Origin of the sequence: Micromonospora sonchi, assembly GCF_014646235.1 — a bacterium.
Lineage (GTDB): Bacteria > Actinomycetota > Actinomycetes > Mycobacteriales > Micromonosporaceae > Micromonospora > Micromonospora sonchi.
The window spans coordinates 1-24,102 of sequence record NZ_BMNB01000023.1 but is presented as its reverse complement, the minus strand read 5'-3'; the positions used below and the strand labels follow the sequence as shown (position 1 = coordinate 24,102).

The window sequence follows — 24,102 nt, the reverse complement described above, 5'->3', positions numbered from 1 at the left end:
GGGAAAGTGTCGGTTGTGGTCGGTAGCGTGCGGCCACCAACTCAAGAAGGGGTACGGGCGATGGTGAGCGTGGCGGGTCGGGCGGCGGCGTCTACAGACGGGCACCCACCGCTGGACACAGCCGTGGTCCAAGGTTTCTACGACCGGATGCGGGCCGTCGCTCCCGCTGCGGTCGGGGCCATCGAGCGGGACCGTGCCGGTGACCCGGGCCGGGCCTTCGGCGACACCGCCTGCGGTCGGCTGCTGCGCTCCCTGGACCGGGACGGCGTACGGGCGCTGGGCATGTGGGTGCACCACTGGTGCATGCGGTTCTACGACGATGACACCCGGGCCGGGCTCCGGCTGCTCCGGGAGATCGCCGGCCGGCCGGCGCTGGGTTGGACGGCAGACGAGGTCCGGTGGATGCTTCGCGAGTCGCACACGACCGGCTCCGCCGCCGACGCCCGATTCACGCTGCCGCTGGCCGCCGCCGCCGAGCTGGCCCCCAGCGCGCTGCCGCTGTTCCCCGCCGAGCTGGCCGATGGCGAGCTGGCCGCCGCCGAGCTGGCCGCCAAGGCACTCCGCATCGGCATCCCGTCCCCCCGAAAACCCCGCGCGCACCCTGATCGGTGACGCCCCAGCTGCTCGACACGCCGTCAGGCGGGTAGCTGAGCCGTCACCGATCCGGTGAGAGGGACGCCGGGGCGGCCGGTGAAGTCGCCCACCGCTGCCCGTGACCGTCGGGCAGCGGCGTAAGCTGGCTCGTCGTGAGTCTCACCATCGGCATCGTCGGCCTGCCCAACGTCGGTAAGAGCACCCTGTTCAACGCGCTGACCAAGAACGACGTGCTCGCCGCGAACTACCCGTTCGCGACGATCGAGCCCAATGTCGGCGTGGTCGGGCTGCCGGACGATCGGCTGGACAAGCTCGCCGAGATCTTCGGTTCGCAGAAGATGCTCCCCGCCCCGGTGTCGTTCGTCGACATCGCCGGGCTGGTGCGGGGGGCCTCCAAGGGGCAGGGGCGGGGCAACGCCTTCCTCGCCAACATCCGCGACGCCTCGGCGATCTGCCAGGTCGTACGCGCCTTCTCCGACCCGAACGTGGTGCACGTCGACGGCAAGGTCTCCCCGGCCGACGACATCGAGACGATCAACACCGAGCTGATCCTCGCCGACCTGCAGACGCTGGAGAGGGCGCTGCCCCGGCTGGAGAAGGAGGCCAAGCTCCGCAAGGACCGGGCCGCCGCCGTGACCGCCGCGAAGGCCGCCGTCGAGGTCCTCGACAACGGCACCACCCTGTACTCGGGTGCCGCGGCCGCCAGGATCGAGCTGGAGCACCTGCGGGAACTGCACCTGCTCACCACCAAGCCGTTCCTGTACGTCTTCAACGTCGACGAGGCCGAGCTCAACAACGCCGAGTTCCTCGACGAGCTGCGGGCGCTGGTCGCCCCGGCCGAGGCGATCTTCATGGACGCCAAGATCGAGTCCGAGCTGGTGGACCTGCCCGAGGAGGAGGCCCGTGAGCTGCTGGAGTCGATCGGGCAGTCCGAGCCGGGGCTGAACCAGCTGGTCCGGGTGGGCTTCCGCACGCTCGGACTCCAGACGTACCTCACCGCCGGGCCCAAGGAGGCGCGGGCCTGGACCGTCCCGATCGGCGCGACCGCGCCGGAGGCCGCCGGGGTGATCCACTCCGACTTCCAGCGCGGTTTCATCAAGGCCGAGGTGGTCTCCTACGCCGACCTGGTCGAGGCCGGCAGCATGGCGGCGGCGAAGGCGGCGGGCAAGGTCCGCATCGAGGGCAAGGAGTACGTCATGCAGGACGGCGACGTCGTGGAGTTTCGCTTCAACGTCTGAATCCGGCCCGTTTGCCCAGGTCGGCGGATTGAGCCGACTCGGTTCTACCCGGCCGTTACTTGCCGTACCACTCCCAGAGGTAGTCGAGTCTGAGGATGTGGAACTGTTCCTTGTACCCTGCGGACACGGCGTGCCTGCCTGCCTCGGCCCAGTTGAAGTTGCACTTGGCCCAGGTGCCGTTGCCGTGGTTGTTCCGGCAGAGGCGCGTGTTGACGCCGTTGGCGGAGTAGACCAGGGCCATCGCGGCGTAGCCGTCGGCCTTGCCATCCTTGACGTACACGTAGTCGCCGTCGTAGTCGATGCAGACCGACGTATATGCGTAAGCGAGGCTCGTCGTCATGCATTCGCCTTGCGGAAGCCCGACCTTCACGCCGGTCTGGCAACTCACCATGTCAGACTCGCATGACTTGTAGTAGTTGTCTTCGGCAGCCATGGCCGCGGACGGCAGGGCGAACACGGCGACCATGGCGGCCGCGAGGAGGACCCCGCCGCGCGTGAAGGTCCGGTTCAGCTTGTGGCGCAGTCGATCAGTGAGGGGTCTCAAGAGGAGCGTCCGTTCTGGATCCGTGCATCGCGCTTTGCGATCACAGCACTCTATACGCGTCCTGCCGCGGACCAGGCGAAGCGGCCCGTCCCGGTGGGGACGGGCCGCGCGGGACAGTAGGTCAGTGGGCGGTCTGCCCGCCGTCGACGACGTAGACGCCGCCGGTCGCGAACGATGCGAGCGGCGAGGCGAGGTAGAGCACCATGCCGGTCATCTCCTCGGGCTCGGCGGGCCGGCCGAGCTGGGAGTTGGCGACGACGATCTCGCGCATCGCCGGGTCGTCGAGCCAGCCCTTGGTCATCCCGGTGGCGACCAGGCCCGGGGCGAGCGCGTTCACGCGGACCCCGGCCTTGGCGTAGTCGAGGGCTGCGGCCTTGGTCAGGCCGACGACGCCGTGCTTGGCGGCGACGTACGGCGACATTCCAGGGTCGGCGATGACTCCGGCGATCGAGGCCGTGTTGATGATCGACCCGCCGCCGTGCTCGGCCATGTAGGCGATTTCGTGTTTGAGGGCGAGGAAGACGCCCTTGAGGTCAACGTCGATGGTCCGATCCCAGTCTGCCTCGGTCTGCTCGAGCAGCGGGCCCGTGGGTGGGAGCACTCCGGCGTTGTTGAAGGCGACGTCGAGTCCGCCGTACGTCGAGACCGCGGTCCGGACGAGGTTCTCGACCTCGTCGTTCTTGGTGACGTCGGTGCGGACGTACGTCGCCGTGCCGCCATCGGCGGTGATCAGGTCGACGGTCTCGGCAGCGCGCTCGTCCACGTCACCGATGACGACCTTGGCTCCCTGGCGGGCGAACGCGCGGGCGGTCGCCCGGCCGATGCCGGTCGCACCTCCGGTGATCAGGACGACCTTGTCGGTGAAGTCCAGCAGTGGCGCAGCCATGAGAACTCTCCCCTCCGGGCAATCGGCCGATCACCCAGTAGTTGAATGTTCAATTATCTTGTACAGCGTGGCCGGCGCCGCTTTTATTCCCGTCAGCCGCCGCCTGCGTCAGGCGCCCAGGTCCGCAGGGTTCATGTTCTTGAAGGCGGCGGCCACGGAGGGGTTGGACGCGATCATCTCGGAGGCGAACTGATCGCCGGTCACCCGGAACTGCTCGAGGTCGTCGGAGTCTGCCTGGAGTTGGTCGGCCTTCTGCGTCCACGCCTCGGGGGTTCCGTCGTCCACGAAGACGCGGGGAAGGCCGGCGAGCACGAGCCGGCCGGCGTGGTTGCCGCCGACCTGGAAGAAGTCGCCGTGCACGGTGGTGTCCTGGTGGGCCAGGTAGGTGATGAAGGCGGCGACCTTTTCGGGCCCCATGCCGTCGCGCAGTGTGGAGACGATGTTCTCGTCGCTGTAGGCGTTCGCAGTCATGGGCGTCCATGCGGTCGGCATGAGCGTGGTGACCTGGACACCGACCCGGTCGCCTTCCATGGCCAGGGAGTTGCCGAGGGCCCAGATCGCCCCCTTGGCCGCACCGTAGGCGGATGCCCCCGGGTTGGCGAGCACGCCGCTGGACGAGATGAGGATGAGGCGGCCGGAGCCCGACTTGATCAGGTGGGGCCAGGCTGCTCGGGCGAGCTCGACGGTGCCCTTGAAGGAGACGTCGAAGACACTCGTGAACTCGTCGGCAGGCTGCTCGCTGAAGAGCCCGACGCGCAGAATGCCGGCGTTGGCGACGACGATGTCGAGCTGACCGAAGGTGTCGATCGCCGTGGCGACGACCTCCGCTCCGGCGACGACATCATGGGTGTCTGCCACGGCGGTTCCGCCGGCCTCGGTGATCTCGTTGACGACGGCGTCAGCGTTCTCCCTGACCACGTCATTGACCACCACCCGTGCGCCACGCGAGGCCAGCATCAGGGCGTCAGCTTTCCCCATGCCCTGTCCTGCACCGGTGACGACTGCGACGCGATCCTGGAAATTCAACATGGCAACTCCCTCAAGCGGTGGTTACATCCAGATGTACTCCTCAGCGATGGCGCCATCGCGCCACTTCGCCACCGTCACCATCCGGCTGCCGTCTTCCAACTCGCCCACCACACAGGTCCACTCGCCCGATCCGAAACCGATGGGGTGGGATTTGATCTGGACGGGCGTGCCGCCGGTCTGCTGGGCGAACGCCTTCATGGCATCGATGTGCTCCTGGATGCCGTGGGTCGGTGGTTGCCCCTTCAGATCCACGAGCACGTCATCGGTGTGGTGGTGGGCGAACACCCCGTTCCAGTCCGCCGGGTTCCACCCCTTGAAGTCGAGATCGTCCATGCCCTTCAGGTTGCGGGCGACCTGGTCGTCGGCCATGGCGCAACCCCCTCCAGACCCGTGGTAGTACGTCTGGCAGTGAGCCTACGGACACTTTCGGGATCAATCAGGCGAATGCGGCGAGTCAGGCGAGCCGCGGTGCGGGCTGGTTCACCTGCTGCCCGACCGGTGGCCGGTCAGCCGGTGCGGAGCGCGTCGTCGATGCCGGTTTCGCGGCGGCCGAGGTGCACCGGGTCGCGACCGGACAGCACGTCCAGCGCGGCCTTGATGCTGGCGCCGTACTCGCGGGCGGAGGCGAACTGCCAGGTCCGGCCGTACTCCCGGGCCGTCTCGTCGCCGACGCCGATGGCGTCCACGCCGAGGTGCCGGCAGACGGTGACGGCGCGGGCCAGATGGAACTGCTGGGTCACCAGCGTCGCCCGCTCCACGCCGAAGATCCGCTTGGCGCGGGCACACGAGTCGTACGTGTCGAAGCCGGCGTAGTCGAGCACCACCTTGTCGGCGGGCACTCCCCGTTCGATCAGCCAGCGTTGCATCGCCTCGGGTTCGTTGTACTCGTGGCGCATGTTGTCGCCGGAGACCAGGATGGCCTGGACCTTGCCGGTGGCGTACAACTCTCGGGCGATCTCCAGCCGGGCGGCGAGGAACGGCGCCGGGGTGCCGTCGGCCTGGACCCGGGTGCCCAGCACCAGCGCGACCGGCACCTCGGGGTGGCGCCCGGAGGGCCAGCGGGGCTGGGGTTGGGCGGGTTGGGGCCGGGTGGCAGTTGTCCTCAGGAGCGTCATGTCACAGCGACATGATTATGTCTGTGTGACATAACGGTTGTGAGGAGTGCAGCGAGATTCCAACAGAGGTGGCCCCGGACGCGTGCATCGCCGACGACATGCTCTCGCTCGCAGGAGGAGAGTGTCGCCGGCGATGCGCTCCGGCTTTCGCCAGGGCGTGTCTCAGCTATGAAACTAATAGCACTTGACGCCGCTGGCGGGGCTGGTCACGTACCATTCGTGCTGCCCGTATCCGGTCCTCTTGGTGTAGCAGTTCTTCTTCGGCCAGTTCCACTGGCACGTCACCCAGCTGCCGTCGCCGGAGGTCTTCGTGCGGTTGTTCTGGCAGATGTACGTGTTACCGCCGCCGGTCCACTGCCCCAGCTTGAAATAGCCGTTGGCCTTGTCGTTTCGCACGTAGATGGCCCGCCGGTCGAACCGGATACACATGGTCGCGTTGTATCCCGACGGGAAGTAGCACTGCATGTTGCTGGCGGTCGCCCCGGACCACACCGTCGATTTTGAAACGTTGGTCCCGTTCTTCCAGTACAGCGACGCGGCGGACGCCGAAGGTGCGAATATTGTCGCGGAGACCACCGCCATCGCGAATCCCAACAAGGCCGCGCAGACCACCGAGCGGAAACGTGTCACAGCTTCTCCCTTCCAGGGATTTCGTTCCGACAACGCGGGCCGGAACAGTAACTGATGCACACCGTCGAAGCCGTCCACTTGCCACTGTCGGCGGTCTGGATCGGCTTCCTGGTTCGAGTGAGTCTGGCAGAAGCACTTCGAAACATGACGATGTCCAGCGCAACTTGAGGAAATCTTGAACTTGAATGTTTAAGCGTTGGCTCCCTCCTGCCGTTCTCGATGATCATGGGGAGGGGTTGCAAGAGTGGAACCCGAGCGCCTCGTGCTACCTTCGGCCGCAGCGTCGCGTGTCGGTGGCAGGCCGTGTCAGGCATGGAGGCGCCGGACCGAAGGGAATCGATGACGATGTTCGTCGTACCTTCGTCCCTCACCCGCGGGTGAGGGCGAGAAGACCAGGCTGGTGGCCTGGAGCAATGAGTTGCGCCGCGTGCACGACAGGCTCCGCGAAGCGCTGACGGTCACCCAGCAGGCCCTCGCCGATGGTGAGCCGGCGGAGCCGGCGACCAGAGAGCTGCTGCTGTTCTGTCACGGGTTCTGTGCGGCGCTGACCGCCCACCATGAGGGCGAGGATCTTGGCCTGTTTCCGGCGATCGCCGAGCAGTATCCCGAGCTGCGGGAGACGCTGTACTACCTGCGGCAGGACCACTCGATGATGGCGCACCTGCTGACCGGGCTCCAGGCCGCGGTCGCCCGGGCCGCCCCGCCCGCGGAACTGGCCCGGCACCTGGAGGGGCTGGCAGCAATCATGGAGTCCCATTTCAGGTACGAGGAACGCCAACTCCTGACCGTCCTGAAAACCCTCTCCCTGGACACCCACCCAGAAATCGTAGGCCCACTTTAAGTTGCCACGCGACTCGTCGACACGCCCGTGCTGACCGCGGAGGGCGAGACTCTGCCGTTGTCGTCGATCGTCGTGGTCGAGATCAAGAGGCCGATGCGGAACGACGCATCGGAGGACAAGGACCCGATCCTCCAGTCGCTCGACTACGTCAAGCGGGTGCGCAGTGGTGGCGTGTTGACGGCTTCGGGGCGACCAATCCCGGCATCCCAGGACTCGCCGGCGTTCTGTTGCATCCTGGCTGACCTCACGCCGACGCTCGTGAGCAGGTGCGAGTACGCCAACCTCCGGCGGACTCACGACGGCCTCGGCTACTTCGGCTTCAACGAGTCAGCCAAGGCGTACATCGAGGTCATGTCTTTCGACCGCCTCATCAACTCCGCCACCGAGCGCAACCGAGCATTCTTCGACAAGCTGGGACTGCCGTCGAGCTAGCTAGCTGGCCGATGGTCAGCCGGAACTGGTCAAGGCTTTCAAGTTCGAGACCTCAGATAGGCGTTACATCTTCCGCACCGGGCCCTTTCTGCAGTTGCACAACCCGGAAGGATACGCGCTGGCCCTCAAACAGGCCGTAGCATCCCGGTGCAAGCATAGAGTAGTGCACAAAAACGTCCGGTCCGGGCTTGTCGGGCGTCAGGAAACCGAAGCGTTTCGTGTCATTCCACCACTTGACTCGTCCGGTCGTCACTTCATCGCCGGGCAATTCAAGCTTGTCAAGTCGATTAATCTTCGCGGGGAGGGCGATCCCCGCTGATGTTGGCCGGGGGGATTGCGGCCGAAGTGGGATAGTGGGGTAATTCTCAAATAGGGCTTCCAGCTTTTGGCGGAGCGCTACGGAGCTTTGTGGGCGTTGAAGCGGATCCTTGGCGAGCAACGTAAGGATGATGTCGTCCCACTGCTGAGAAATTCCCGCTCGAATAAGGCTGGGGGCTGGTGCTGGCGTGTGAGCGTGCGCGAGGAGCACGGCCGGAAGGGTGCCAGCGAAAGGGGCTCTGCCAGTAAGTAGCTCGTATAGAGTGCAGCCAAGAGAGTAAAAATCTGATCGATGATCAATGGGTGCGTTCAGTACCTGCTCCGGCGACATGTACGCAGGGGATCCGACAATGGAACCGGACATTGTGATGCGCGTATAATCGGAAGCTTCGGCGTAAGCAGCAATGCCAAAGTCGACCAGCTTTATCAGTCCGTCCGCAGTGAGCATCACGTTGTGCGGTTTTAGGTCGCGGTGGTAAACGCCGGCGCCGTGAACAACGTCAAGCGCTGTGCAAATCTGAACTGCCCACCGTGCCACCTGCTTCGGTTCTTGAGGACCGCTTTTCCGAATGATCTGGTGCAGGTTGAGCCCAGGAACGAACTCGGATACCACGTAATCTCTGCTTGTTCTCGCGTCTCGGCCATAATCCAGCACGATTGCAAGGTGCGGGCTGATAAGACGTGCGGCCGATCGGGCCTCCCGGCGTAGGCGCGCTGCTGCTTCAGGTGCCTCGGAGAGATTCGAGATGAGCTTTACGGCTACATGCCGGTCCAGGGTCTCGTCATGGGCCCTCCAAAGCTGTCCCATGCCTCCCTCGCCAACGAGCTCGATCAAGCGGTATCTCTCGTTGAGAACATCCACGGTCACTTTTCTGCCCATTCCATGCTGACGTCTAGCCGGATCGCTGGCGCACGCTGCTTTGGCCTTGCCTCCGCGCGAGCATCGTCTTTCGGTCAGTTGGCTCTGATGGTCAGGCCGATGACGATCGCCGTGATGATCAACACAGGCGACAGATAACCTGCGATGATCGCTGCCCTCTCACGGATGCTCCTCGGCTCCAGGTATTCCTCAGGTCCGAGGACGTTGGGCCAACCGTCGCGGTACTCGACACGATGCCCACTGGGCACCTCCAACTGAACTGTCGGACGCGAGATAACTGATACAAGGACGTGGACGCCGTAGATCGGAAGCCACCAGCCGACGGTCAAGATCGACAGGAGTATGTGGGCTGCGTGCCAAGGGCGACCTAGGCTGCCAGCCTTCAATGTGAGCGTTTGCACCGTCGGCACGGTACCGACTGAAGGTCAACTGGCCACGTGTGTGTCGGCTACCTGACTGAATGGTAGAGATCCGACCTCCTCCAAGTCGTGCAAGGAGTTTCGGTGAACAGGTTGCCGAGACGTCATACCTCCTTAGTCGACGAGGTAGTGGGCTTCGATGTAGGCGACAGTGGAGTCGTACGGCTCTCCTACCGGCTTCAACATGTAGCGGCGGAAGACGGCGGCGGTGGCGCGGCGGACGCCTCGGTTGCGGGCGTCTGCGTTGTCCCATGTCTGGGCGAGGGTTCGGGTGACGACCTGGTCGATCTCCTCGGCCAGGTTCCGTTCGGTGACGGTGAGGCCGGGCGGTGCGTGGTCGTGGATGATCCGCGACAGGACGCCTACGTGGTCGTCGTCCAGGACGACGACGGCTTCGTTGGGGTGCTTCTCGGCGTTGACGATGGCGCGGGCGATCCTCAACGCTTCGGAGAGGAAGTCCAGAGCGTCCTGGGCGTTCTGGATGATCCGGTCGCGCAGCAGCCTGATCCGTTCCGCGAGGGCGGTGTACTTCGCGGACCCTGGCTCGACACCCTTCTCGAGGGCGGCCTTGATGTGGTCGAGGATCTCGGCTGCGGTCGGTGGCTTCTTGTCCTCGCCGTCGTCCTTGGCGGGCTTGGGGCGGACGAGAGCCATCAGCTCTTTGAGGATGGTGATGCCCTGGGCGTCCAGGACGAGGGGCTCTTCGTGGGTGGCGACCACGGTGAAGGAGTGGACGTGGGCGTTGATGATTTCCAGGACCATCGGCCCCAGCTCGGCCAGCCGCTCCTTCCGCTCCTCGTCTGAGGACTTCTTGAACAGGGTCGTGTACACGGACCCGAACAGCCCGAAGCCGTCTCGGTACTTGGCGATCCGCTTGTCGGTGTTGATCAGCGGGTACAGGCGGGCCAGCAGCCGGTAGTCCTTGGCGAACACCTCGGCGGCGCCGGGGTTGGCGTCCAGGAAGATGTTGATGGCTCGTACGGACTGGTAGCCGTGGACGGTGAGGTCCAGGTCGTCCGCGTCGGTGAGGAGGTCTTCGATGCGGGCGAAGGTGGTGCGGAAGTCGGCGACCAGCTCGGACAGGTCGGTGACGAACCCGCCGCCCTTGCCGGCCCCTGCCGGGGTGGGGTCGGTGACGGCACGCTGGACCTCTTCGGCCAGGCCGATGTAGTCCACGACCACGCCGGAGGTCTTCACGAACCCGGTCGGGGACACCCAGGTGCGGTTCGGGCGGGTGATCGTCTGGAACAGGGTGTGCGCCTTCAGCGGCTTGTCCAGGTAGAGGACGCCCTCGTTGGGGGCGTCGAAGCCGGTCATCAGCTTCGCGGTCACCACGAGAAAGCACAGCGGGTCGTCCGGGGTGAGGAACCGCCGCTTCTGCTCCTCCTCCTCGGCTTCGGAGAGTCGGAACGGCCGCATGGCGGGGTCTTCGTCCTTGCCGTCCGAGACGGAGATGTTCACCTCGGCGGTGATTCCGTCGTGCTTCCCGACCTCCGCGAGCACCTGTGACGCCTCGTAACCGGCCAACAGCTCGTTGAGCTTGTCCGTGTACGCCACGGCCAGCTCGCGGTTGTAGGCGACGACCTGGGCCTTGAGACCGTTGCGGTAGGCGCCGGCCAGGTAGTGATCCACGATGTCCTGGCAGACCGTGTGAATGCGGTCGGGGTTGGCAAACACCGACGTGAGCCGCCCGAACTTGCGGGACAGCGCCTCACGATCCGGGTCGTCGAGGTCGAACTCGTCGGCGAACTGGTCGAACTCGGCCTGCAACTCCTGGTCGTTCATCTCGAACGAGACCGGGTGCGGGTCCAGCATCACCGGGACGGTCGCCTCGTCCCGCAGAGACCTCGACACCGAGTACCGGTGCAGCACCCGGTCCGGGTCGGCCTCGTCACCGAAGAGGGCGAAGGTGTCGGTGGCGAGGTTGCGGAGCGGAGTGCCGGTCATGCCGAAGAACCTCGCGTTGGGCAGCGCCGCGCGCATCTGCCCGGCCAGGGACTTCGACCTGACTGCCTGGGTACGGTGTGCCTCGTCGACCAACACGATGATGTTGTCGCGGGTCGACAGGTCCTTGCCGGCGTCGGCAAACTTGTGCACGGTCGTGGAGATGACGCCGCGCGTGTTGAGGGCCAGCAGGAAACGCAGTTCCTGGCTGGTGGCGGGCTGGTGGAAGTAGGCGTCGCCCAGCGCGGAGGTGAACACTCCGGAGGTCTGTCGGACGAGCTGCGTCCGGTCCGAGAGCAGGATGATCGTGGGCGACTCGGTACGGGTGTCGGTCAGCAGCAGCGAGGCGGCGAACACCATCAGCAACGTCTTCCCGCTGCCCTGGTGGTGCCAGATCAAGCCCTTCCGGCCACCGGCCAGGACCCGCTTGTGAATCAGGTGGGCGGCTTCCATCTGCGGATAGCGGGGCAGATACTTCCGGTCCACCCCACCACCGGCGGTGTCGAAAAGGGTGAAGTTCGCCAGCATGTCCAGGATGGTCGCCGGGTTGAGCAGCAGTTCAACGGAGCGCTGCACGTCAGCCTGCCCGGACAGGTTTTCGTCGTCGGCGGTGGACCGGAACGGCTGCCACAGGTTCAGCGGCGAGCCAACGGCACCGAACCGCAGCTTCAGCCCATCGGAGGCGATCGCGAAAATGTTGGGCGTGAAGAACCACGGGTACTCCGCGGCGTACACGTCGTTGATCTCGCGGGCGGCCTTGGCCCACCCGGACTTCGCGGTCGGTGACTTCACCTCGACCACCACCAGGGGCAGCCCGTTGACCCAGTACACGAGATCGAACCGGCGGGAGGTCTTGCCGGGGACGGTAATCGTCACCTCGTCCGACACGACCAGCGTGTTAGCGGTCGGCTGCGCGAGGTCGATGATCTTCAGGGCGTGCCAGACGCCGTCGGCGTCCCGGAACTCCTTCTGCCCGCGCAGCAGGTGCAGGACCTGCTCGTTGGCCCGCACCAGCCCGCCCTCAACAGCGTTGACCGTGGCGATGATCTCCTCGACCACCACGTCCACGTCGAACCCGTCGATCACCCCAGGGTTGAGTCGGACGATGGCGTCCCGCAGATGGCCGGCGACCACCGTCTGCGTCGTCTCGCGCGACAGCGACCTGCCCGCTGTGAAACGCCAGCCCATCGGGAGGGACCACTGGATCACCAGGTTCTGGAACTCACGCTCCCGAATGCCCTTCCCCACGGATCAGGCCTCCAAAATCGGCGGACTCGATGTTGATGGTGCGATCCAACAGCCCGGACAGCAGAGTCGTCCGGACCTCACGAAGACGGGCCTCCTCAGCGCGGGTGGCGATGATTAACCCGACTACGGCCTCGCATCGTCGAACGTACTCACCTTGCTCAGGAAGCGGCGGAATGGACACCCGAACAGCGCCGAAAGCGCGTTTGTTGATTGTGACCATCGACTTGCTAGTTCCGCCGGACGTACCAGAGATTCGTGTTCGCAGTTCGCGTGATGATAAAGCATGCTCAAGGTAGTTTGTGGAAACGCGGGACTCGTCCACGCGAAGTCGCCACATCATATCGTTCAGGACCGTCCCCTTGTGGACATCTCTTGCGATGGCAACGAAGCCCACGCGCTCCGGCGTGTTTGCCCGCGTGATGAGCAGGTCCCCGTTCTTCACAAAATGACTGGGCGAAAATGTGACACCCTCTGCCAGCGCCTTTGCCTCAGAAGGCTTGAACCAACCGCGCTGCACGGCGCTGCTCTTCAGGATTCGGTACTCGTCCGCAGGAGTAGCCTCTCCTGCAGATTGGGCGCTCTTGCCGTTGTCGATCCCCAGCAATATGTCACCGATGGGCTGATGATCCGCCTCTGGCAAGTCTGAGCGCAGAGATTCCAGAATCCCCTCCAGCCCCTTGGATTCGGTGTTGAGTGCTGCGATCTGGTCGTCGACCGCACCGATGACCTTTACGATCAGCTTCTGATACGATCAGCTTCTGAACGGGCATCGGCGGAATGTCCATGATGATATTGAGAAAGTCTGCGGGTTTTACCCGCTCACGCCTGCCGCCCATCCCCTTGGATGCGCCCTGGAGTGCATCCCACATGCTCTGCGTCGTGGCAAGGATGCGGAAAAAGTCAGGGTACGCATCAGGCGCGAAGGCGAAGGTAGGAAACTCCTGGGAGGCGAAGGATTCAGGCAGGTCGTCGGGGGTAACCGTGACCGCGCCTTCGAATGCCTTGAGCCGGCTGTAGATGAGCACGGCAGGCCCGATCCGATTGAGCGTCTTGTATGCTGTAGAGCTTCCTGCGACGGGATCGCGGTAAAGCAGCCCCCTCCCTCTATTTAGGATTCCCACAATCGGATAAATCTGATCCGGGTCCACATCGACGACCTCCACGTTCGGTGTGAGAAACCGCGAGAGAGGTGCGCGAGCCCAATCCTCCTGGGCACCAACTGCCCGGCAGTTGTTCGTCGGGTCACTCATCGAATCCCTTAATCCCAGCGTCCGCAAGGATGGCGAGCATGTGCTGCTCGGCCTTCTGTCGTTCGGCTCTTGCGATGTTGTAGGCGTCGATGAGGGTGTCGAGGTCTTCGGCCTCGGCGGTGGCCTGCCTGATGTAGCGGCCGATGTTGAGGTCGTACCCGTTCGCCACGATCTCGATGCTGAGGACAAAACGCGCCGAGAGGCCGTTTTCTCCGTCGGGATCTGCCGGGTGGCCGTCGGCGTCGAAGCTGGAGCGGTAGGCGGTTACGACGTCGGCGATGTCGGCGTCGGTGAGGATGTTGCGCTTCTTGGCCTTGATGAACCGCTTGGAGGCGTCGATAAACAGTACGCCGTCCTGCCGCTCCGGGGCCTTGGCGCCGGGTGCACGGAACACCAGGATCGCCGTGGGGATGGTGGTGTTGTAGAAGAGGTTGGGAGGCAGGCCGATGACCGCTTCGAGCAGGTCGTCGTCTAGGACGCGCTGGCGGATGGCTGCTTCCTGGCCGCCTCTGAAGAGGACGCCGTGGGGTAGGACGACGCCGGCGCGCCCCTTCTTCGGGTCCATCGACGCGATCATGTGCTGGACGAACGCCCAGTCCGCCGACGACTGCGGGGCGACACCGCCGATGGCACGCGGATCCTTGGCCCAAGGTTTCCACTTCAAGCTGTAGGGCGGGTTGGCGACGATCACATCGAACTGCGCGATGGACCCGTCCGGCTTAGTGAAGCGCGGGTCCTTCAATGTGTCGCCGACCTCGACCTTGAACCGAGTGAGGTTGTGCATGAAGAGGTTCATGCGTGCCACACCGGCGGTGTCCGCTACGGCCTCCTGCCCATACAAGCGGAGCGTGTAGCCACGCCCGCCGTGGGCCTTCAGGAGGTTCGCGGAGGCGATGAGCATGCCACCCGACCCGCAGGTCGGGTCGTACACCGACTCGTGGTTCTTGGGGGCCAGGATTTCGACGATCAGCTCGACGACCTCGCGAGGGGTGAAAAATTGGCCGGCGCGGGTGCCAGACCCGTCAGAGAACCGCTTCAGTAGGTACTCGTACGCCCCACCGAGCACGTCGTGGGACATATTGCCCTCGTGCATCTTCGGGGTGCGGTCCATCGCCTTCATGACCGCCGCCAACACCTCACCTGACAGCACCTCTTCTGAGGTCCAGGTCATGGAGCCGAACAGGCGGGAGAACTTGTCAGGGTTGGCCGTCTCGATGGCTTGCAGGGAAGCGCGGACGCGTTGACCGAGGCCGGGCTGGGTAATGGTGGCGAGGATGGACGACCAGGAGGCGCGACGCTGCTGGACGGTGCCGGGGTGGATGAACGGGATCTCGAACGACTGGTAGTCGCGGTACTCGATCTCGTGGGCTTCCTCGGCGGAGAGGTCGTTCAGTTGCTCCTTGTTGTCGTCCAGGAACTCCTGGTGGTGGTGGTCCCAGGTGTCGGACAGGTACTTCCAGAACATCAGCGGGAAGACAACCGAGGAGTATTGCGCTTCGGGTATCGCCACGCGCAGCTCGTCGGCGGCGGCCCACAGCCGGTTCTCGATCTCCTGCTGGGTCACTGCCATCAGTCGGGGTGTCCTTGCTCGTCAGAGGGTGGCGACCCGAAGGCCGCAGTGTGTCTGCTGGCCACCCTATTTCGGGTGGGATCGCCACCGGCATCCACCCGAGAGTCCCTTTCTGCGATCAGGATGGCCGTGGGCGGGTCCGAGGGCTCGGCCTCCACTCAGCGATTACAGATTGCCCGTCAGGCTGCTTCGAGGGCCGCCTCCGCGCGGTCGAGGTAGTTCCACCACTCCTCGTCGTCCCGGCGGCATGATGACAGGAGGTTGGCCACCGAGACGAAGGAGATGATGATCAGGTTCTCGGTCGAAAGGCTGCCTGTGACAGGTTGGCCGTTCATCAACCGCTGGTGGAAACGCACGGTCTCCTCCGGGTTGAGCTGCGCCCAAGCCTCGGCTTGGACAACGCCGGCAGCCGTGGCTTCCACCTCGGCGTCGCTCGGCTTGTGTCCGTGTATGTCCACGATCAGGAAGTAGAGCAGTGCAAGGGTCAGCTCAAGGGCCTTGCGCGTCGTCTCGTCATCGGCCAGGGCAAGCAGTTGCTCCTCAAGCCGTTGCGAATCGCGGATCACCGCTGCATGGATCGTGTCCCTTACCAGCGACTCAACCCGGTCATCGATCTTCATTGTCGCCCTTTCGCTTCTCAGTTCTCTTGTCTCGCAAGGCCTTGGCTGCGCTGACAGCCGCTGCGGCAGCCAACACTGTGCCGCCGATCGCCTTCGGTAGCACCGGGATGAACTCGGAAATCGCCGACCAGGCCACCGCGAGAGAGGCTGTCGCGAAACCGACCTCCTCGGCGCTGACCCGCTCCCGACGCGGTGGCCGGTCCTGTTTTGACTGGTCCGCGCTGCGTCGTGCTTCGGAGGCAGGCGTGACGTTCGGGCCTGTGGGCGTCGAGGGCCGGAGCTTAACGGGTGAGTGACTTGTTGCGCTGCCACCACCCCCGTCTAGTTTCCCAGGGCTTGGACCTTGGCGATCGTGGCGTGGACCTGCTCCTTGACGGCGGCAGGTCGGGTGCCGACCTGCCCGATGACCTCGATCAAAGAATCGAACTGCGAGGTGAGCTGGCCCGAGCTGCCCTGCAAAGCACCGGCGGTGAGTTGCCGCGCCTCGCCGACGTTCTGCCGCGCTGCCGCGATCTGGGCCTGCGCCTCTTCCAGCTTCCGCGATGCGGCGGTCAACTGCGCGATGATCTGTGCCGCGCTCACACAACCTCCCCTGGTCAAGCGATCAACGACGCACACGAAGTGTGATCAATCGATTGCACTTTACGCGAGGCTCGCCGCAGTCGGTGTACCGCGAGACTGAGCGCGGTCACGGAGGTATCGGGGCTCAGCCGGCGGACTGAATGCCGACGCAGGCGGCTATGGGCAGGTCAGCACTACTTCATCGGCGGGGAAGGCCTGCACGGTCCCATCAGGAGAGTGGACCTCAAGGATCGGTATGCCTTCGTCCATGTCCATCTGCCGGCGCTGGTGGCCGTTCGGCATCCGGGCGGAAATCCTGCTGCCTCGGGGTACTTCGACCTGCCGTCGTTCGGGACGCGGTCGAACCTGCGTGGGCTGCCCACGGCTACTGGTGACCAAACCCTCGAATCGCAGAACTGAGATCGCCTTCCGTACGGCGTCTCTACCGATGCCGTACTCCTGGCTCAGCCGCGCTTCGCTCTCGAGCGGCGCACCGGGCGGCAGTTCGCCGGATTCGATCCGGCTGCGCAGCAGATCAGCGAGCTGCACGTAGACCGGAGTGTGCGAACGCGGATCGATGCTCATGGCTTAATCCTTGACCCCACTTGGGCTCGTCCAGATCTAGCTTTAACCTCATAAGGTCTTGTGCGCATATGCGTGCCTAGCTACGGTGTCAGGCACGGAGGGTGGTTAGACGAAGACAACTCGTCTGTCACCCGTCTCGGTGAGCTGCTCTGGTGCCGTACTGCCGGTGGGCTGCGGTTTCAGGGCTGTGGGCACCCGCCTGCCCGGGTTGGCGGGTGCCCACCTTCGGACGAGGGCTACGCGGCGAAGGGGGACAGGTGCGCTTCTTCGGGCGAATCGGCCGGCGCGGTCAGGCCAGCCAGCACGAGCAGGCCGGCCAACACCAGCAGGTTGGCCAACAGCAACGGGTCGGGCGGCATCAGCGCAGCGGGCGGCATGCGATGGGTGGGGGAGTGGCGTCGGTGGGGCGGAACCAGCGGCCCGGGTACTACCGGTCGGCGGCCTGCCCGCCGTTGCGGCCGTGGCAGGTGCGGGCGTGGCGGTTCCGGGCCTGCCGGTTCGGGCGGCGGGGGCTCGACCCGACCGAGGTGCACGAGTTCCTCGACCGGGTGGCCGACGACCTGGCCGCCGTCTACGACGCGCTGGGCAACAGTGTGCAGGAGGCGGTCCGGTTCCGGGACGCGCTGCGCGGTTGGCAGTCCGAGCAGGCGCGCCGCCTGAACGCGGGAGGGCGGTACTGATGGCCGGGCCGCGACGCTTCGTCATCCACCTTCCGGTGGTCGCCGGGGACCTGGGTGTCGCCGTACGCCTGGCTCGGGTGGTGGCCCGCTGGTCGAGTCTGCTCGCCGCGACCGACCCGGGCGAGACCACCGTCTCGGCCGAGGACGATCAGGGCGTACGCCATCGGGTCTTCTGTGATCTGCGGCTGGCCGGCAACCGGCGCTGCCTGCTGCGGGCCGGCCACGACGGACCGTGCGCCCGGCGGGTGCACCGATGAGCGGCCCGTTGGAAGAGCGCCCCGGACCGCCTCCGAGCGGCCCGCTGGACGAGACGCCGCTCGGGCCGCTGCCCGCTCCGGTGATCGACTGCGCGACCTGTGCCGGCGCGGGGACCGTGACCGAGGTGTGCGGGTGCGGCGACGGTGGTGGCCGGCTGGTGGTGGGGTGGCAGGACGAGGCGGGGCAGGCGTACTCCGACTGTCAGCTCTGCGGCGGTGCCGGCAGGGTGACCCGGGACTGCGTGGACTGCCGGCGGACCGGCCGGCGGCGGGCGCAGCTGGTGCTCACCGTCGCCGACCTCGACACCGGCGCGGTCGCGTCGGCGAACGTCGTACCGGGCAGTGTCGAGCCGACCCCGGCCGCCCGGGGCGGGTGGTGCCTCGACCTGACCGCGCTGGTCCGCGACCTGACCGCGATCGCCACCGGCACGAGCGCCGCCACCGGGAGCACCGCTGCCGACAGCGCTGTCACCGGGGAGGACGTGCTGCGGGAGCGGAACCGGCCCTGGGAGGTGGCCACGCTGGTCGTGCCGCTGAGCCGAGCGTGGCGGGCCGACCTGCCGGCGCGGCGGCGGGAGGGGTTGGAGGTCGAGGCGATCGCCCGGCACGTGCACCGGCCCTGGTGGCTGCTGCTGGCCCGGTCGGCCGCCGCGCCCGCCGAGGCGCCGGACGTCCGGCTGGGACGGCTCTGCGAACTGGCCGACCTGCTCCGGCTCGACCTGGTGGTCGAGGCGCGCCGGCACAGTCGTGGCGACCCGACCTGGCACGTGCGGTACGAGGTGCCCGGCGGGGAGGTGCCCGCGCAGACACCCGCCCACTGGCCGGACCTGACCACGGCGGTCGCCGCGACGACGGCCGCCGACGCGCTGTTCGGGCTGGGGGAGCGCGGGTCACGTGCGCCCGCGTACACCATGTTGCCCAGTGACCGGGCGCGGACCGCGCGGCCGGTGGTGGACCTCGCGCGGCTCGCGGACCGGGTCGCGGCCGACCTGGGTCGGGCATTGGGGGCCCAGGCGGTCTGGCGGGACGGTCGCTGGTGGCACCTGCGGCTCGTGGTGGGCGGCAGCACGATGGTGCTCACCGAGCGGGACACCGGGCAGGTGGCGCGGCGGCCGGTCACCGTGCTGCGGCGCGTCGCCGAGCCACCCGCGCCGAGCTGGCAGGGCGTGCCGATTCCGTACGCCTCGTGCCCCGACTGCGTGCCCGGCGGCCACCTGGTGCGCTGCGACTGCCGGGGCGAGGACGCCGCGGCCGAACCGGACTGCCGGCTCTGCGGCGGCGCCGGGTTCGCGCCGGTGGCCGGCGGGTGCCCGCGCTGCCGGGGCAGCCGCCGCCGGTACGCCGCGCTCACCGTCACCGTGACCGACCTGGCGGGCCGCGCCGAGCACCAGCTGTGGCTGCCGGGCGACGGGCCCGAGGTGGGCCCCGACCATCGGCTCGACGGCCCGTACCGGCTCGCGGACCGGGCCACCGATTTCGGCGTACGCCCGGAAGACCTCACCGAGGCCGACGGCGGCCAACCGCTCGCCTACGCGCTGCGGGAGGGAATGGTGCTGTCACCCGGACCGGACCCACAGCGGCGGTTCGTGGCCTCGGCCGCCGCCGGTCGGCCCGGTGCCCGGCTGGTCGTGGTGGCCCGCCGCCCGGACGTGCCGCCCCTGGCGGAGGTGGTCCGGCTCGCCCACGGGCTGTCGCTGTCGGTGCTGGTGGGAGCGTGCGACGACCGGCCGGCCGGGCTGTCGTGGCGCTGGTCGGTGTCGATCGGGCGCAGCGGCACCGGCACCGGACCCGGGCCGGGCGACCGGCCGCATCAGCCCACGGTGGAGGCGGCGATCGACTTCTGCCTGCGGTTCCTGGACAACGTGGCACGGGACGCGGTGCCACCCGACCCCGACGTGCCGATCCCGGTGCCGCAGGCGCCGGCCGACGCCGCGCCGCCGGACCCCGTGCCCGGGATCCAGATGCTGGCGGCGCAGCATGCCGGCGATGAGGTGGCGGTGGAACTCGGCCGGTACGCCTGCCGGATCCACCTGCGCGGACCATCGGGCTGGCGGCTGCTCGCCCGCGCAACGACGCTCGGCGCGGCGCTGCGCGGGCTGGGACTGGTCAACTGACGGTGACTGTGGCATTACCAGGCATGCAGCTGCCTGTGTCGGGGGTGGCGGTGATCCTGGCGACGGCGCCGGCGCTGCCGGGTGCGGCCGACACGGTGATCCGATGTTCCTGGTTGCCAGGCGGCGAGACGGTCGGCGTGACGCTGACCCCCGGGTCGCCGGTCACCGTCAGGATCAGACCGGGTGTGCTGCCGCAGACCGACACGAACGTCATGCTCGTCGAGCCGCCCTCGGCGACCTTCACCCCGGACGGGCAGGCGATCACCATCGCCGCCGGAGGTGGCGGCGCATGCCCGAAGTTGACCGTACGCGAGTCGGCGGTAGCGGCCGGGGAGACGGTGACGACCCGCGCGAAGGTGGTGTGTCGCGCGGTGCCGCGCAGCGCCGGGTGGCTGGGCGGAACATCGATCGCGTACGGCGCGTGGGCGTCGCTGCCGACGAACTGGTCGTTGACGTAGAACTCGACCCGGTCGATGGTGCCCACCCGGGTGCTCGCGTCGGCGGTCAGCCGGACCGCGCACACCGACACGAGGATCGCGCCCTCACCCGGGCTGGTCAGCGTCACCTGCGGCGCCGGGCGCGGCCTCGCGTCCGTGGCGGCCTGGGCTGGTGCGGTGGCCGCGAGGGTGGCGGCGGTGGCCAGGAGGAGGGCGGCGACCGGGCCGGCGGCTGCCCGTCGCCAGCTTCGACGTGTTTCGCGGTGGTGCGACGACTGGGGCATTGGGCTGGTCCCTTCGACTGGGCGGGCGCCCGCCCGCGCACCTCACACTCCGTGCCTGGCATCTTCGCACCGAAGATGGTCGATGTGTATAGCCGGTTCGCCGCTCAGCTGATGTAGTGCAGGATCACGTTGTGCACGTGGTGGCTCTTCTGGTCGCCCCGGAACTCCACCTCGTAGGTGTGACTACCGACGTGGATGGCGATGGTGCCGGTGGAGAAGAACGAACCGCCCCACGACTTGTTGCTGACCACGCTCACGCTGGTGATCTTCGAGTACGGGATGCTGGTGATCGCGTACCGCTTGCCGATGAACGAGCGGTCCTGGATGATCACGCGCCGGTCGGTCAGCCCGATGAACCCGGTGCCCGTGCCCACGGCGTCGTAGACGGCGATGATCTGTTCTCCGTCGAGCAGGCCGCTCTGGATCTGCTGGAACTGTTCCTTACGGTCGTACGTAGCGTTGGCCATGCGCCTCACGGTAGGCGGCCCGCGCCAACCACCTGATCTTGCCGAGGGGCAGCCTGATCAGGCGAGTCGACCTGGTTGGCGTCGCTGGCGTAGGACTGGTTGGCGTCGCTGGCGTGGACGGTCTGGTTGGCGTCGCTGGCGGCGCGGACGAACGCGTGGATCCGGGCGGTGGTGCGGTCCTCCCGCCAGACCAGACCACGCAGGATCGGCGGCGCGTCGTGGATCGGCACGTACGCCACATCGGGGCGCGGGTGGTAGCGGCGCGTGTGCTCGCCGACGGGCAGCACGCCCCGGCCCAGGGCGACCAGGGTGAGCATCTCGGAGAAGGTCTCGCCCACCGGCCCCTTCGGCACCGGGCGGCCGGACGGGGTGCGCTCCGGCGTACGGTCGCGTTTGAAGCCGGCGGAGGTGGCCGTCGGATACTGGACCACCGGGTGGTCGCCGAGCACCTCCAGCGGGACCGACGCCCGCCGGGCCAGCGGGTGGCCGGCCGGCACCGCGAGGACCCGGGCCTCCTCGATCAGCGGCGGGCCGCAGGCCATGCCGTCGAAGGGGTACGCGGCGATGAGCAGATCGACCGACCCGTCCTCCAGGCTGCGCCGGGAACTGTAGAGCTGCACCTCCCGCACCTGGACCTGACACTCCGGATGCCGCTCGGAGAACAGCGCGACCGCCTTGAGCAGCACCGGCGCGGTCCACTCGCCGAGGAAGGCGACGCACAGCCGCCCGGTCACGCCGCGTCCCGCCTCGGCGGCTCGGCGGACCGCCTCCTCGATCCCGGTGACCAGCGGCGCAAGGTCGTCGGCGAGCTGCCGGCCGATCGGGGTGAGGCGGACGACCCGGCTGGTACGCGCGAACAGTGGGGCACCGATGCGGCGTTCGAGTGAGCGGATGACCTGGCTGACCCGCCCGGTGCTCACCCGGAGGCGCTCGGCCGTCCGGCCGAAGTGCAACTCGTCGGCGAGCGTCAGGAAGGTCTCCAGCTCGTGGCGTTCCAGCATGTCGCCTCCCCCCGTCGTTGAGTTTCGTTCAACGATAGTGCTGCGATCGGGTCTTGGTCCGGGTGCGCGTCCGGCGGAGGCTGAGGCGGACACACCGATCCGAAAGGGAAACACCATGACGGTCAACCTTGCCGCCCTCGACGACCCGTTGCGGGAAACCGCCGACCAACTCTGTGCGGTCATCGAGTCGGCCCTACCCGAGGCGACCGGCGCGATGTGGCACGGCCACCCGGTCTGGGGCCTCGGGGAGCGGCCCGGCGCGCAGCCGATCTGCCTGCTGAAGCCGTACGCCTCGTATTTGACGTTCGGCCTGTGGCGGGGGCAGGACGTGCCCGACCCGTCCGGCCGGCTCGTACCCGGCGCGCGGCGGATGGCCTCGGTCAAGCTGCGGGCCGCCGCCGACGTCGACCCGGAGCTTTTCACCGGATGGCTGCGCCGGGCGTACGAGCTGGAGACCCGATGAGCGCCGTTGACGCGGTGGGTGACGGCGCAGGGGCGGCGGGTGCGGTGCGGGTGATCGGCTTCGACCACCTCGTGCTGGTCGTCGCCGATGTGGAGCGCTCCCTCGACTTCTACTGCGGCCGGCTCGGCCTGGCGCCGGTCCGGGTCGACGAGTGGCGGGCCGGACGGGCCCCGTTCCCCTCGGTCAGGGTGAGCCCGGAGACGATCATCGACCTGGTCAAGGGGGAGCGGGGCGGGACGAATGTCGACCACTTCTGCCTTGTGGTCGAGCCGCTGGACTGGGCGGATGTCGTCGCCTCCGGCGTCTTCACCGTCCTGGAGGGGCCGGTTGGCCGCTTCGGTGCCCGGGGCGCCGCCACCTCCGTGTACGTGCGGGATCCGGACGGCAACTCCGTCGAGCTGCGGTGGTACCCGCAGGACGTGGACCGGTAGCGTCGAGCCCCGCTCACATCCCACGGGACGCGGGCGGGGCTCGGAAGCTCGCGGTCGAACTCCGAAGCTCGCGGTCGAACTCGGGAGCTCGCGGTCGAACTCGGAAGCTCGCGGCCAGGTTCGGGGCTTGCGTCAGGCTCGGGGCGTGCGGTCAAGCCTTCGGGGAGCTTGCGGTCAGGCCTCGGTGACCGCTCGGTATGCGTCCTCGATGCGGGCCGCCAGCAGGACCTCGCCCTCGGTGAGCGGGGTGCTGCCGTGCCCGACGCAGATCTGGGTGTGGTCGGCCCGCCGGCTGATGTCCGGCCGCAGATGCAGCGCGTCGGAGACCACCTTGACCCGCTCGGTCAGCGCCGCGTGCTGGGTGTCGTCGATGACCAGGGTGCGCCGAATCTGTTCGCCCTCGCGCGTCCACCCGTTCAGTAGGGTGATGGCGTCGCTGAGGTAGTCGTGCTTCGCGCGACTGCCGAACAGCGCACGCATCACCACGCCTCCCAGGCTTCGTTGCCGGCTTGTGGCCAAATCGTCGCCGCCCCGTGTCTTGTCGGTGCCTCTAGTTTTACGTCACACGGGGGGTGTGTCCACGCCCACACTTCTGGGTCTTCCTGGCCTGACGGTCAACCGCGCTACCCAAACCGCCATTAGATCTGGCACGCTGGACGCCCGTGCAGACCGAACGGGCCAATAGTGGCGGGCAGGCCGCCCGGCGTGACCTGAAAGTTGTCGTCGGCGCGGCCATTATCGAGGACGGGCGCGTGCTGGCCTGCGCCCGGTCCGCCCCGCCCGAGGTGGCGGGCAGGTGGGAGTTCCCCGGCGGCAAGGTCGAGCCGGGGGAGACCGAGACCGCGGCGCTGGTGCGCGAATGCGCCGAGGAACTCGGCGTACGGGTGGAGATCGGCGAGCGGGTCGGCCGCGACGTCCGGATGGCGCATGGCCGTTCGGTGCTCAAGGTGTACGCGGCCCGCCTGCTGCACGGCGACCGCCCCCAGCCCCTGGAGCACTCCGAGCTGCGTTGGCTCTCCGCCACCGAACTCGACACCGTCCCCTGGCTCCCCGCCGACACCCCCATAGTCGCCGCCCTCCACCCCCTCCTCTAACCGCCCCCTCACCCTGACCCTCCACCTCCCACCCTCCACCCCCCCACCCCCCACCCGTTACCTTTTTCGTGGCCCTGAGGCAAGGGCTCGCTGGTCACCGAGGCCGGTATGACTTACTGCCCCTGTCGTGTGCATGATCCGGGGGGTGTTGTCGCCGGTCTCGGTGGGCA

At 67.3% G+C, this 24,102-nt stretch carries 31 protein-coding genes; 11 read left to right on the top strand and 20 right to left on the bottom strand.

The features are described 5' to 3' along the window. The first annotated feature begins 60 nt into the window (after positions 1-60). Positions 61-612, top strand: coding sequence for a hypothetical protein (locus IEY61_RS21860; RefSeq protein ID WP_229706314.1), 552 nt, complete (start codon positions 61-63; stop codon positions 610-612). A 134-nt stretch (positions 613-746) separates the two neighbouring features. Then, positions 747-1,832, top strand: coding sequence for a redox-regulated ATPase YchF (ychF, locus tag IEY61_RS21855; RefSeq protein WP_189047285.1), 1,086 nt, complete (start codon positions 747-749; stop codon positions 1,830-1,832). 55 nt (positions 1,833-1,887) lie between these two features. Here ychF and IEY61_RS21850 read toward each other — a convergent pair whose 3' ends face one another. From IEY61_RS21850 to IEY61_RS21825, 6 genes are all read right to left on the bottom strand, one after another. Continuing rightward, the gene (locus IEY61_RS21850) at positions 1,888-2,172 is read right to left on the bottom strand and encodes a hypothetical protein (protein ID WP_189047283.1); all 285 of its coding nucleotides are present in this window, start codon (positions 2,170-2,172) and stop codon (positions 1,888-1,890) included. Between the two features lie 325 nt (positions 2,173-2,497). Then, on the bottom strand, positions 2,498-3,262 hold the full coding sequence (locus IEY61_RS21845) for an SDR family NAD(P)-dependent oxidoreductase (protein WP_189047281.1): 765 nt from the start codon (positions 3,260-3,262) through the stop codon (positions 2,498-2,500). Between the two features lie 108 nt (positions 3,263-3,370). Continuing rightward, on the bottom strand, positions 3,371-4,291 hold the full coding sequence (locus tag IEY61_RS21840; protein WP_268240681.1) for an SDR family NAD(P)-dependent oxidoreductase: 921 nt from the start codon (positions 4,289-4,291) through the stop codon (positions 3,371-3,373). A 21-nt stretch (positions 4,292-4,312) separates the two neighbouring features. Next, positions 4,313-4,660 (bottom strand): hypothetical protein, encoded by a 348-nt coding sequence (locus IEY61_RS21835; protein WP_189047277.1) that lies wholly within the window; start codon positions 4,658-4,660, stop codon positions 4,313-4,315. 137 nt (positions 4,661-4,797) lie between these two features. Beyond that, positions 4,798-5,406, bottom strand: coding sequence for a SanA/YdcF family protein (locus IEY61_RS21830; RefSeq protein WP_189047275.1), 609 nt, complete (start codon positions 5,404-5,406; stop codon positions 4,798-4,800). A 174-nt stretch (positions 5,407-5,580) separates the two neighbouring features. Further along, positions 5,581-5,835, bottom strand: coding sequence for a hypothetical protein (locus IEY61_RS21825; protein ID WP_189047273.1), 255 nt, complete (start codon positions 5,833-5,835; stop codon positions 5,581-5,583). A gap of 34 nt (positions 5,836-5,869) precedes the next feature. Between IEY61_RS21825 and IEY61_RS21820 the strand changes: the two genes are divergently transcribed. The 3 genes from IEY61_RS21820 to IEY61_RS21810 all read left to right on the top strand — a co-directional run bounded on the left by IEY61_RS21820 (position 5,870) and on the right by IEY61_RS21810 (position 7,309). Further along, a complete protein-coding gene (locus tag IEY61_RS21820; RefSeq protein ID WP_189047271.1) occupies positions 5,870-6,091 on the top strand; it encodes a hypothetical protein in 222 nt (73 codons plus the stop codon). A gap of 372 nt (positions 6,092-6,463) precedes the next feature. Continuing rightward, entirely contained in the window at positions 6,464-6,877 is a 414-nt protein-coding gene (locus tag IEY61_RS21815; RefSeq protein WP_229706313.1) for a hemerythrin domain-containing protein, read from the top strand. Positions 6,878-6,904: 27 nt separating this feature from the next. Next, positions 6,905-7,309 carry a hypothetical protein gene (locus IEY61_RS21810; protein ID WP_229706312.1) on the top strand — a complete coding sequence of 135 codons (405 nt, stop codon included), beginning with the start codon at positions 6,905-6,907 and terminating at the stop codon, positions 7,307-7,309. A gap of 52 nt (positions 7,310-7,361) precedes the next feature. Here IEY61_RS21810 and IEY61_RS21805 read toward each other — a convergent pair whose 3' ends face one another. From IEY61_RS21805 to IEY61_RS21760, 10 genes are all read right to left on the bottom strand, one after another. After that, complete coding sequence (locus IEY61_RS21805; RefSeq protein WP_268240680.1) at positions 7,362-8,507, bottom strand: protein kinase domain-containing protein; 1,146 nt, start codon at positions 8,505-8,507, stop codon at positions 7,362-7,364. 74 nt (positions 8,508-8,581) lie between these two features. Further along, a complete protein-coding gene (locus IEY61_RS21800) occupies positions 8,582-8,908 on the bottom strand; it encodes a hypothetical protein (protein WP_189047264.1) in 327 nt (108 codons plus the stop codon). Between the two features lie 132 nt (positions 8,909-9,040). Then, a complete protein-coding gene (locus IEY61_RS21795; RefSeq protein WP_189047262.1) occupies positions 9,041-12,118 on the bottom strand; it encodes a type I restriction endonuclease subunit R in 3,078 nt (1,025 codons plus the stop codon). After that, positions 12,093-12,722: a restriction endonuclease subunit S domain-containing protein gene (locus IEY61_RS21790; RefSeq protein ID WP_189047260.1), complete on the bottom strand. Its 630-nt coding sequence runs from the start codon at positions 12,720-12,722 to the stop codon at positions 12,093-12,095. The genes IEY61_RS21795 and IEY61_RS21790 overlap by 26 nt, the downstream gene beginning before the upstream one ends. Before the next feature lie 4 nt (positions 12,723-12,726). Further along, complete coding sequence (locus tag IEY61_RS21785; protein WP_189047258.1) at positions 12,727-13,368, bottom strand: hypothetical protein; 642 nt, start codon at positions 13,366-13,368, stop codon at positions 12,727-12,729. Continuing rightward, the gene (locus IEY61_RS21780; protein WP_189047256.1) at positions 13,361-14,938 is read right to left on the bottom strand and encodes a type I restriction-modification system subunit M; all 1,578 of its coding nucleotides are present in this window, start codon (positions 14,936-14,938) and stop codon (positions 13,361-13,363) included. The genes IEY61_RS21785 and IEY61_RS21780 overlap by 8 nt, the downstream gene beginning before the upstream one ends. 179 nt (positions 14,939-15,117) lie before the next feature. Further along, positions 15,118-15,558 (bottom strand): hypothetical protein, encoded by a 441-nt coding sequence (locus tag IEY61_RS21775; RefSeq protein ID WP_189047254.1) that lies wholly within the window; start codon positions 15,556-15,558, stop codon positions 15,118-15,120. Positions 15,559-15,879: 321 nt separating this feature from the next. Then, on the bottom strand, positions 15,880-16,140 hold the full coding sequence (locus IEY61_RS21770) for a DUF6244 family protein (RefSeq protein ID WP_189047252.1): 261 nt from the start codon (positions 16,138-16,140) through the stop codon (positions 15,880-15,882). 156 nt (positions 16,141-16,296) lie between these two features. Continuing rightward, entirely contained in the window at positions 16,297-16,704 is a 408-nt protein-coding gene (locus tag IEY61_RS21765) for a GntR family transcriptional regulator (protein WP_189047249.1), read from the bottom strand. 236 nt (positions 16,705-16,940) lie between these two features. After that, a complete protein-coding gene (locus IEY61_RS21760) occupies positions 16,941-17,081 on the bottom strand; it encodes a hypothetical protein (RefSeq protein WP_189047247.1) in 141 nt (46 codons plus the stop codon). 24 nt (positions 17,082-17,105) lie between these two features. On the opposite strand from IEY61_RS21760, the gene IEY61_RS21755 reads away from it, so the two are divergent. From IEY61_RS21755 to IEY61_RS21745, 3 genes are read left to right on the top strand one after another with little or no spacing between them, the layout of a single operon-like run. Further along, entirely contained in the window at positions 17,106-17,384 is a 279-nt protein-coding gene (locus IEY61_RS21755) for a DivIVA domain-containing protein (protein WP_373293194.1), read from the top strand. Next, complete coding sequence (locus IEY61_RS21750) at positions 17,384-17,641, top strand: hypothetical protein (protein WP_189047243.1); 258 nt, start codon at positions 17,384-17,386, stop codon at positions 17,639-17,641. Before IEY61_RS21755 ends, IEY61_RS21750 begins: the two co-directional genes overlap by 1 nt. Then, positions 17,638-19,755 carry a hypothetical protein gene (locus IEY61_RS21745; protein ID WP_189047241.1) on the top strand — a complete coding sequence of 706 codons (2,118 nt, stop codon included), beginning with the start codon at positions 17,638-17,640 and terminating at the stop codon, positions 19,753-19,755. Before IEY61_RS21750 ends, IEY61_RS21745 begins: the two co-directional genes overlap by 4 nt. Here the strand turns inward: IEY61_RS21745 and IEY61_RS21740 are convergent. From IEY61_RS21740 to IEY61_RS21730, 3 genes are all read right to left on the bottom strand, one after another. Continuing rightward, positions 19,748-20,476: an Ig-like domain-containing protein gene (locus IEY61_RS21740; RefSeq protein ID WP_189047239.1), complete on the bottom strand. Its 729-nt coding sequence runs from the start codon at positions 20,474-20,476 to the stop codon at positions 19,748-19,750. The two genes, IEY61_RS21745 and IEY61_RS21740, sit on opposite strands and share 8 nt — an antisense overlap. Before the next feature lie 104 nt (positions 20,477-20,580). Then, positions 20,581-20,943, bottom strand: a complete 363-nt coding sequence (locus IEY61_RS21735) for a PH domain-containing protein (protein ID WP_189047237.1) — start codon at positions 20,941-20,943, stop codon at positions 20,581-20,583. 5 nt (positions 20,944-20,948) lie between these two features. Further along, complete coding sequence (locus tag IEY61_RS21730; RefSeq protein WP_189047235.1) at positions 20,949-21,944, bottom strand: LysR family transcriptional regulator; 996 nt, start codon at positions 21,942-21,944, stop codon at positions 20,949-20,951. Positions 21,945-22,059: 115 nt separating this feature from the next. Between IEY61_RS21730 and IEY61_RS21725 the strand changes: the two genes are divergently transcribed. Beyond that, entirely contained in the window at positions 22,060-22,407 is a 348-nt protein-coding gene (locus IEY61_RS21725; protein WP_189047233.1) for a DUF1801 domain-containing protein, read from the top strand. Then, entirely contained in the window at positions 22,404-22,838 is a 435-nt protein-coding gene (locus IEY61_RS21720; RefSeq protein ID WP_189047231.1) for a VOC family protein, read from the top strand. The genes IEY61_RS21725 and IEY61_RS21720 overlap by 4 nt, the downstream gene beginning before the upstream one ends. Positions 22,839-23,012: 174 nt before the next feature. Here IEY61_RS21720 and IEY61_RS21715 read toward each other — a convergent pair whose 3' ends face one another. After that, complete coding sequence (locus tag IEY61_RS21715) at positions 23,013-23,318, bottom strand: pterin dehydratase (protein ID WP_189047229.1); 306 nt, start codon at positions 23,316-23,318, stop codon at positions 23,013-23,015. Positions 23,319-23,500: 182 nt separating this feature from the next. Here IEY61_RS21715 and IEY61_RS21710 point away from each other — a divergent pair, with 182 nt between their 5' ends. Further along, the gene (locus tag IEY61_RS21710; protein ID WP_189047227.1) at positions 23,501-23,932 is read left to right on the top strand and encodes a (deoxy)nucleoside triphosphate pyrophosphohydrolase; all 432 of its coding nucleotides are present in this window, start codon (positions 23,501-23,503) and stop codon (positions 23,930-23,932) included. The last annotated feature ends 170 nt before the right edge of the window (positions 23,933-24,102 follow it).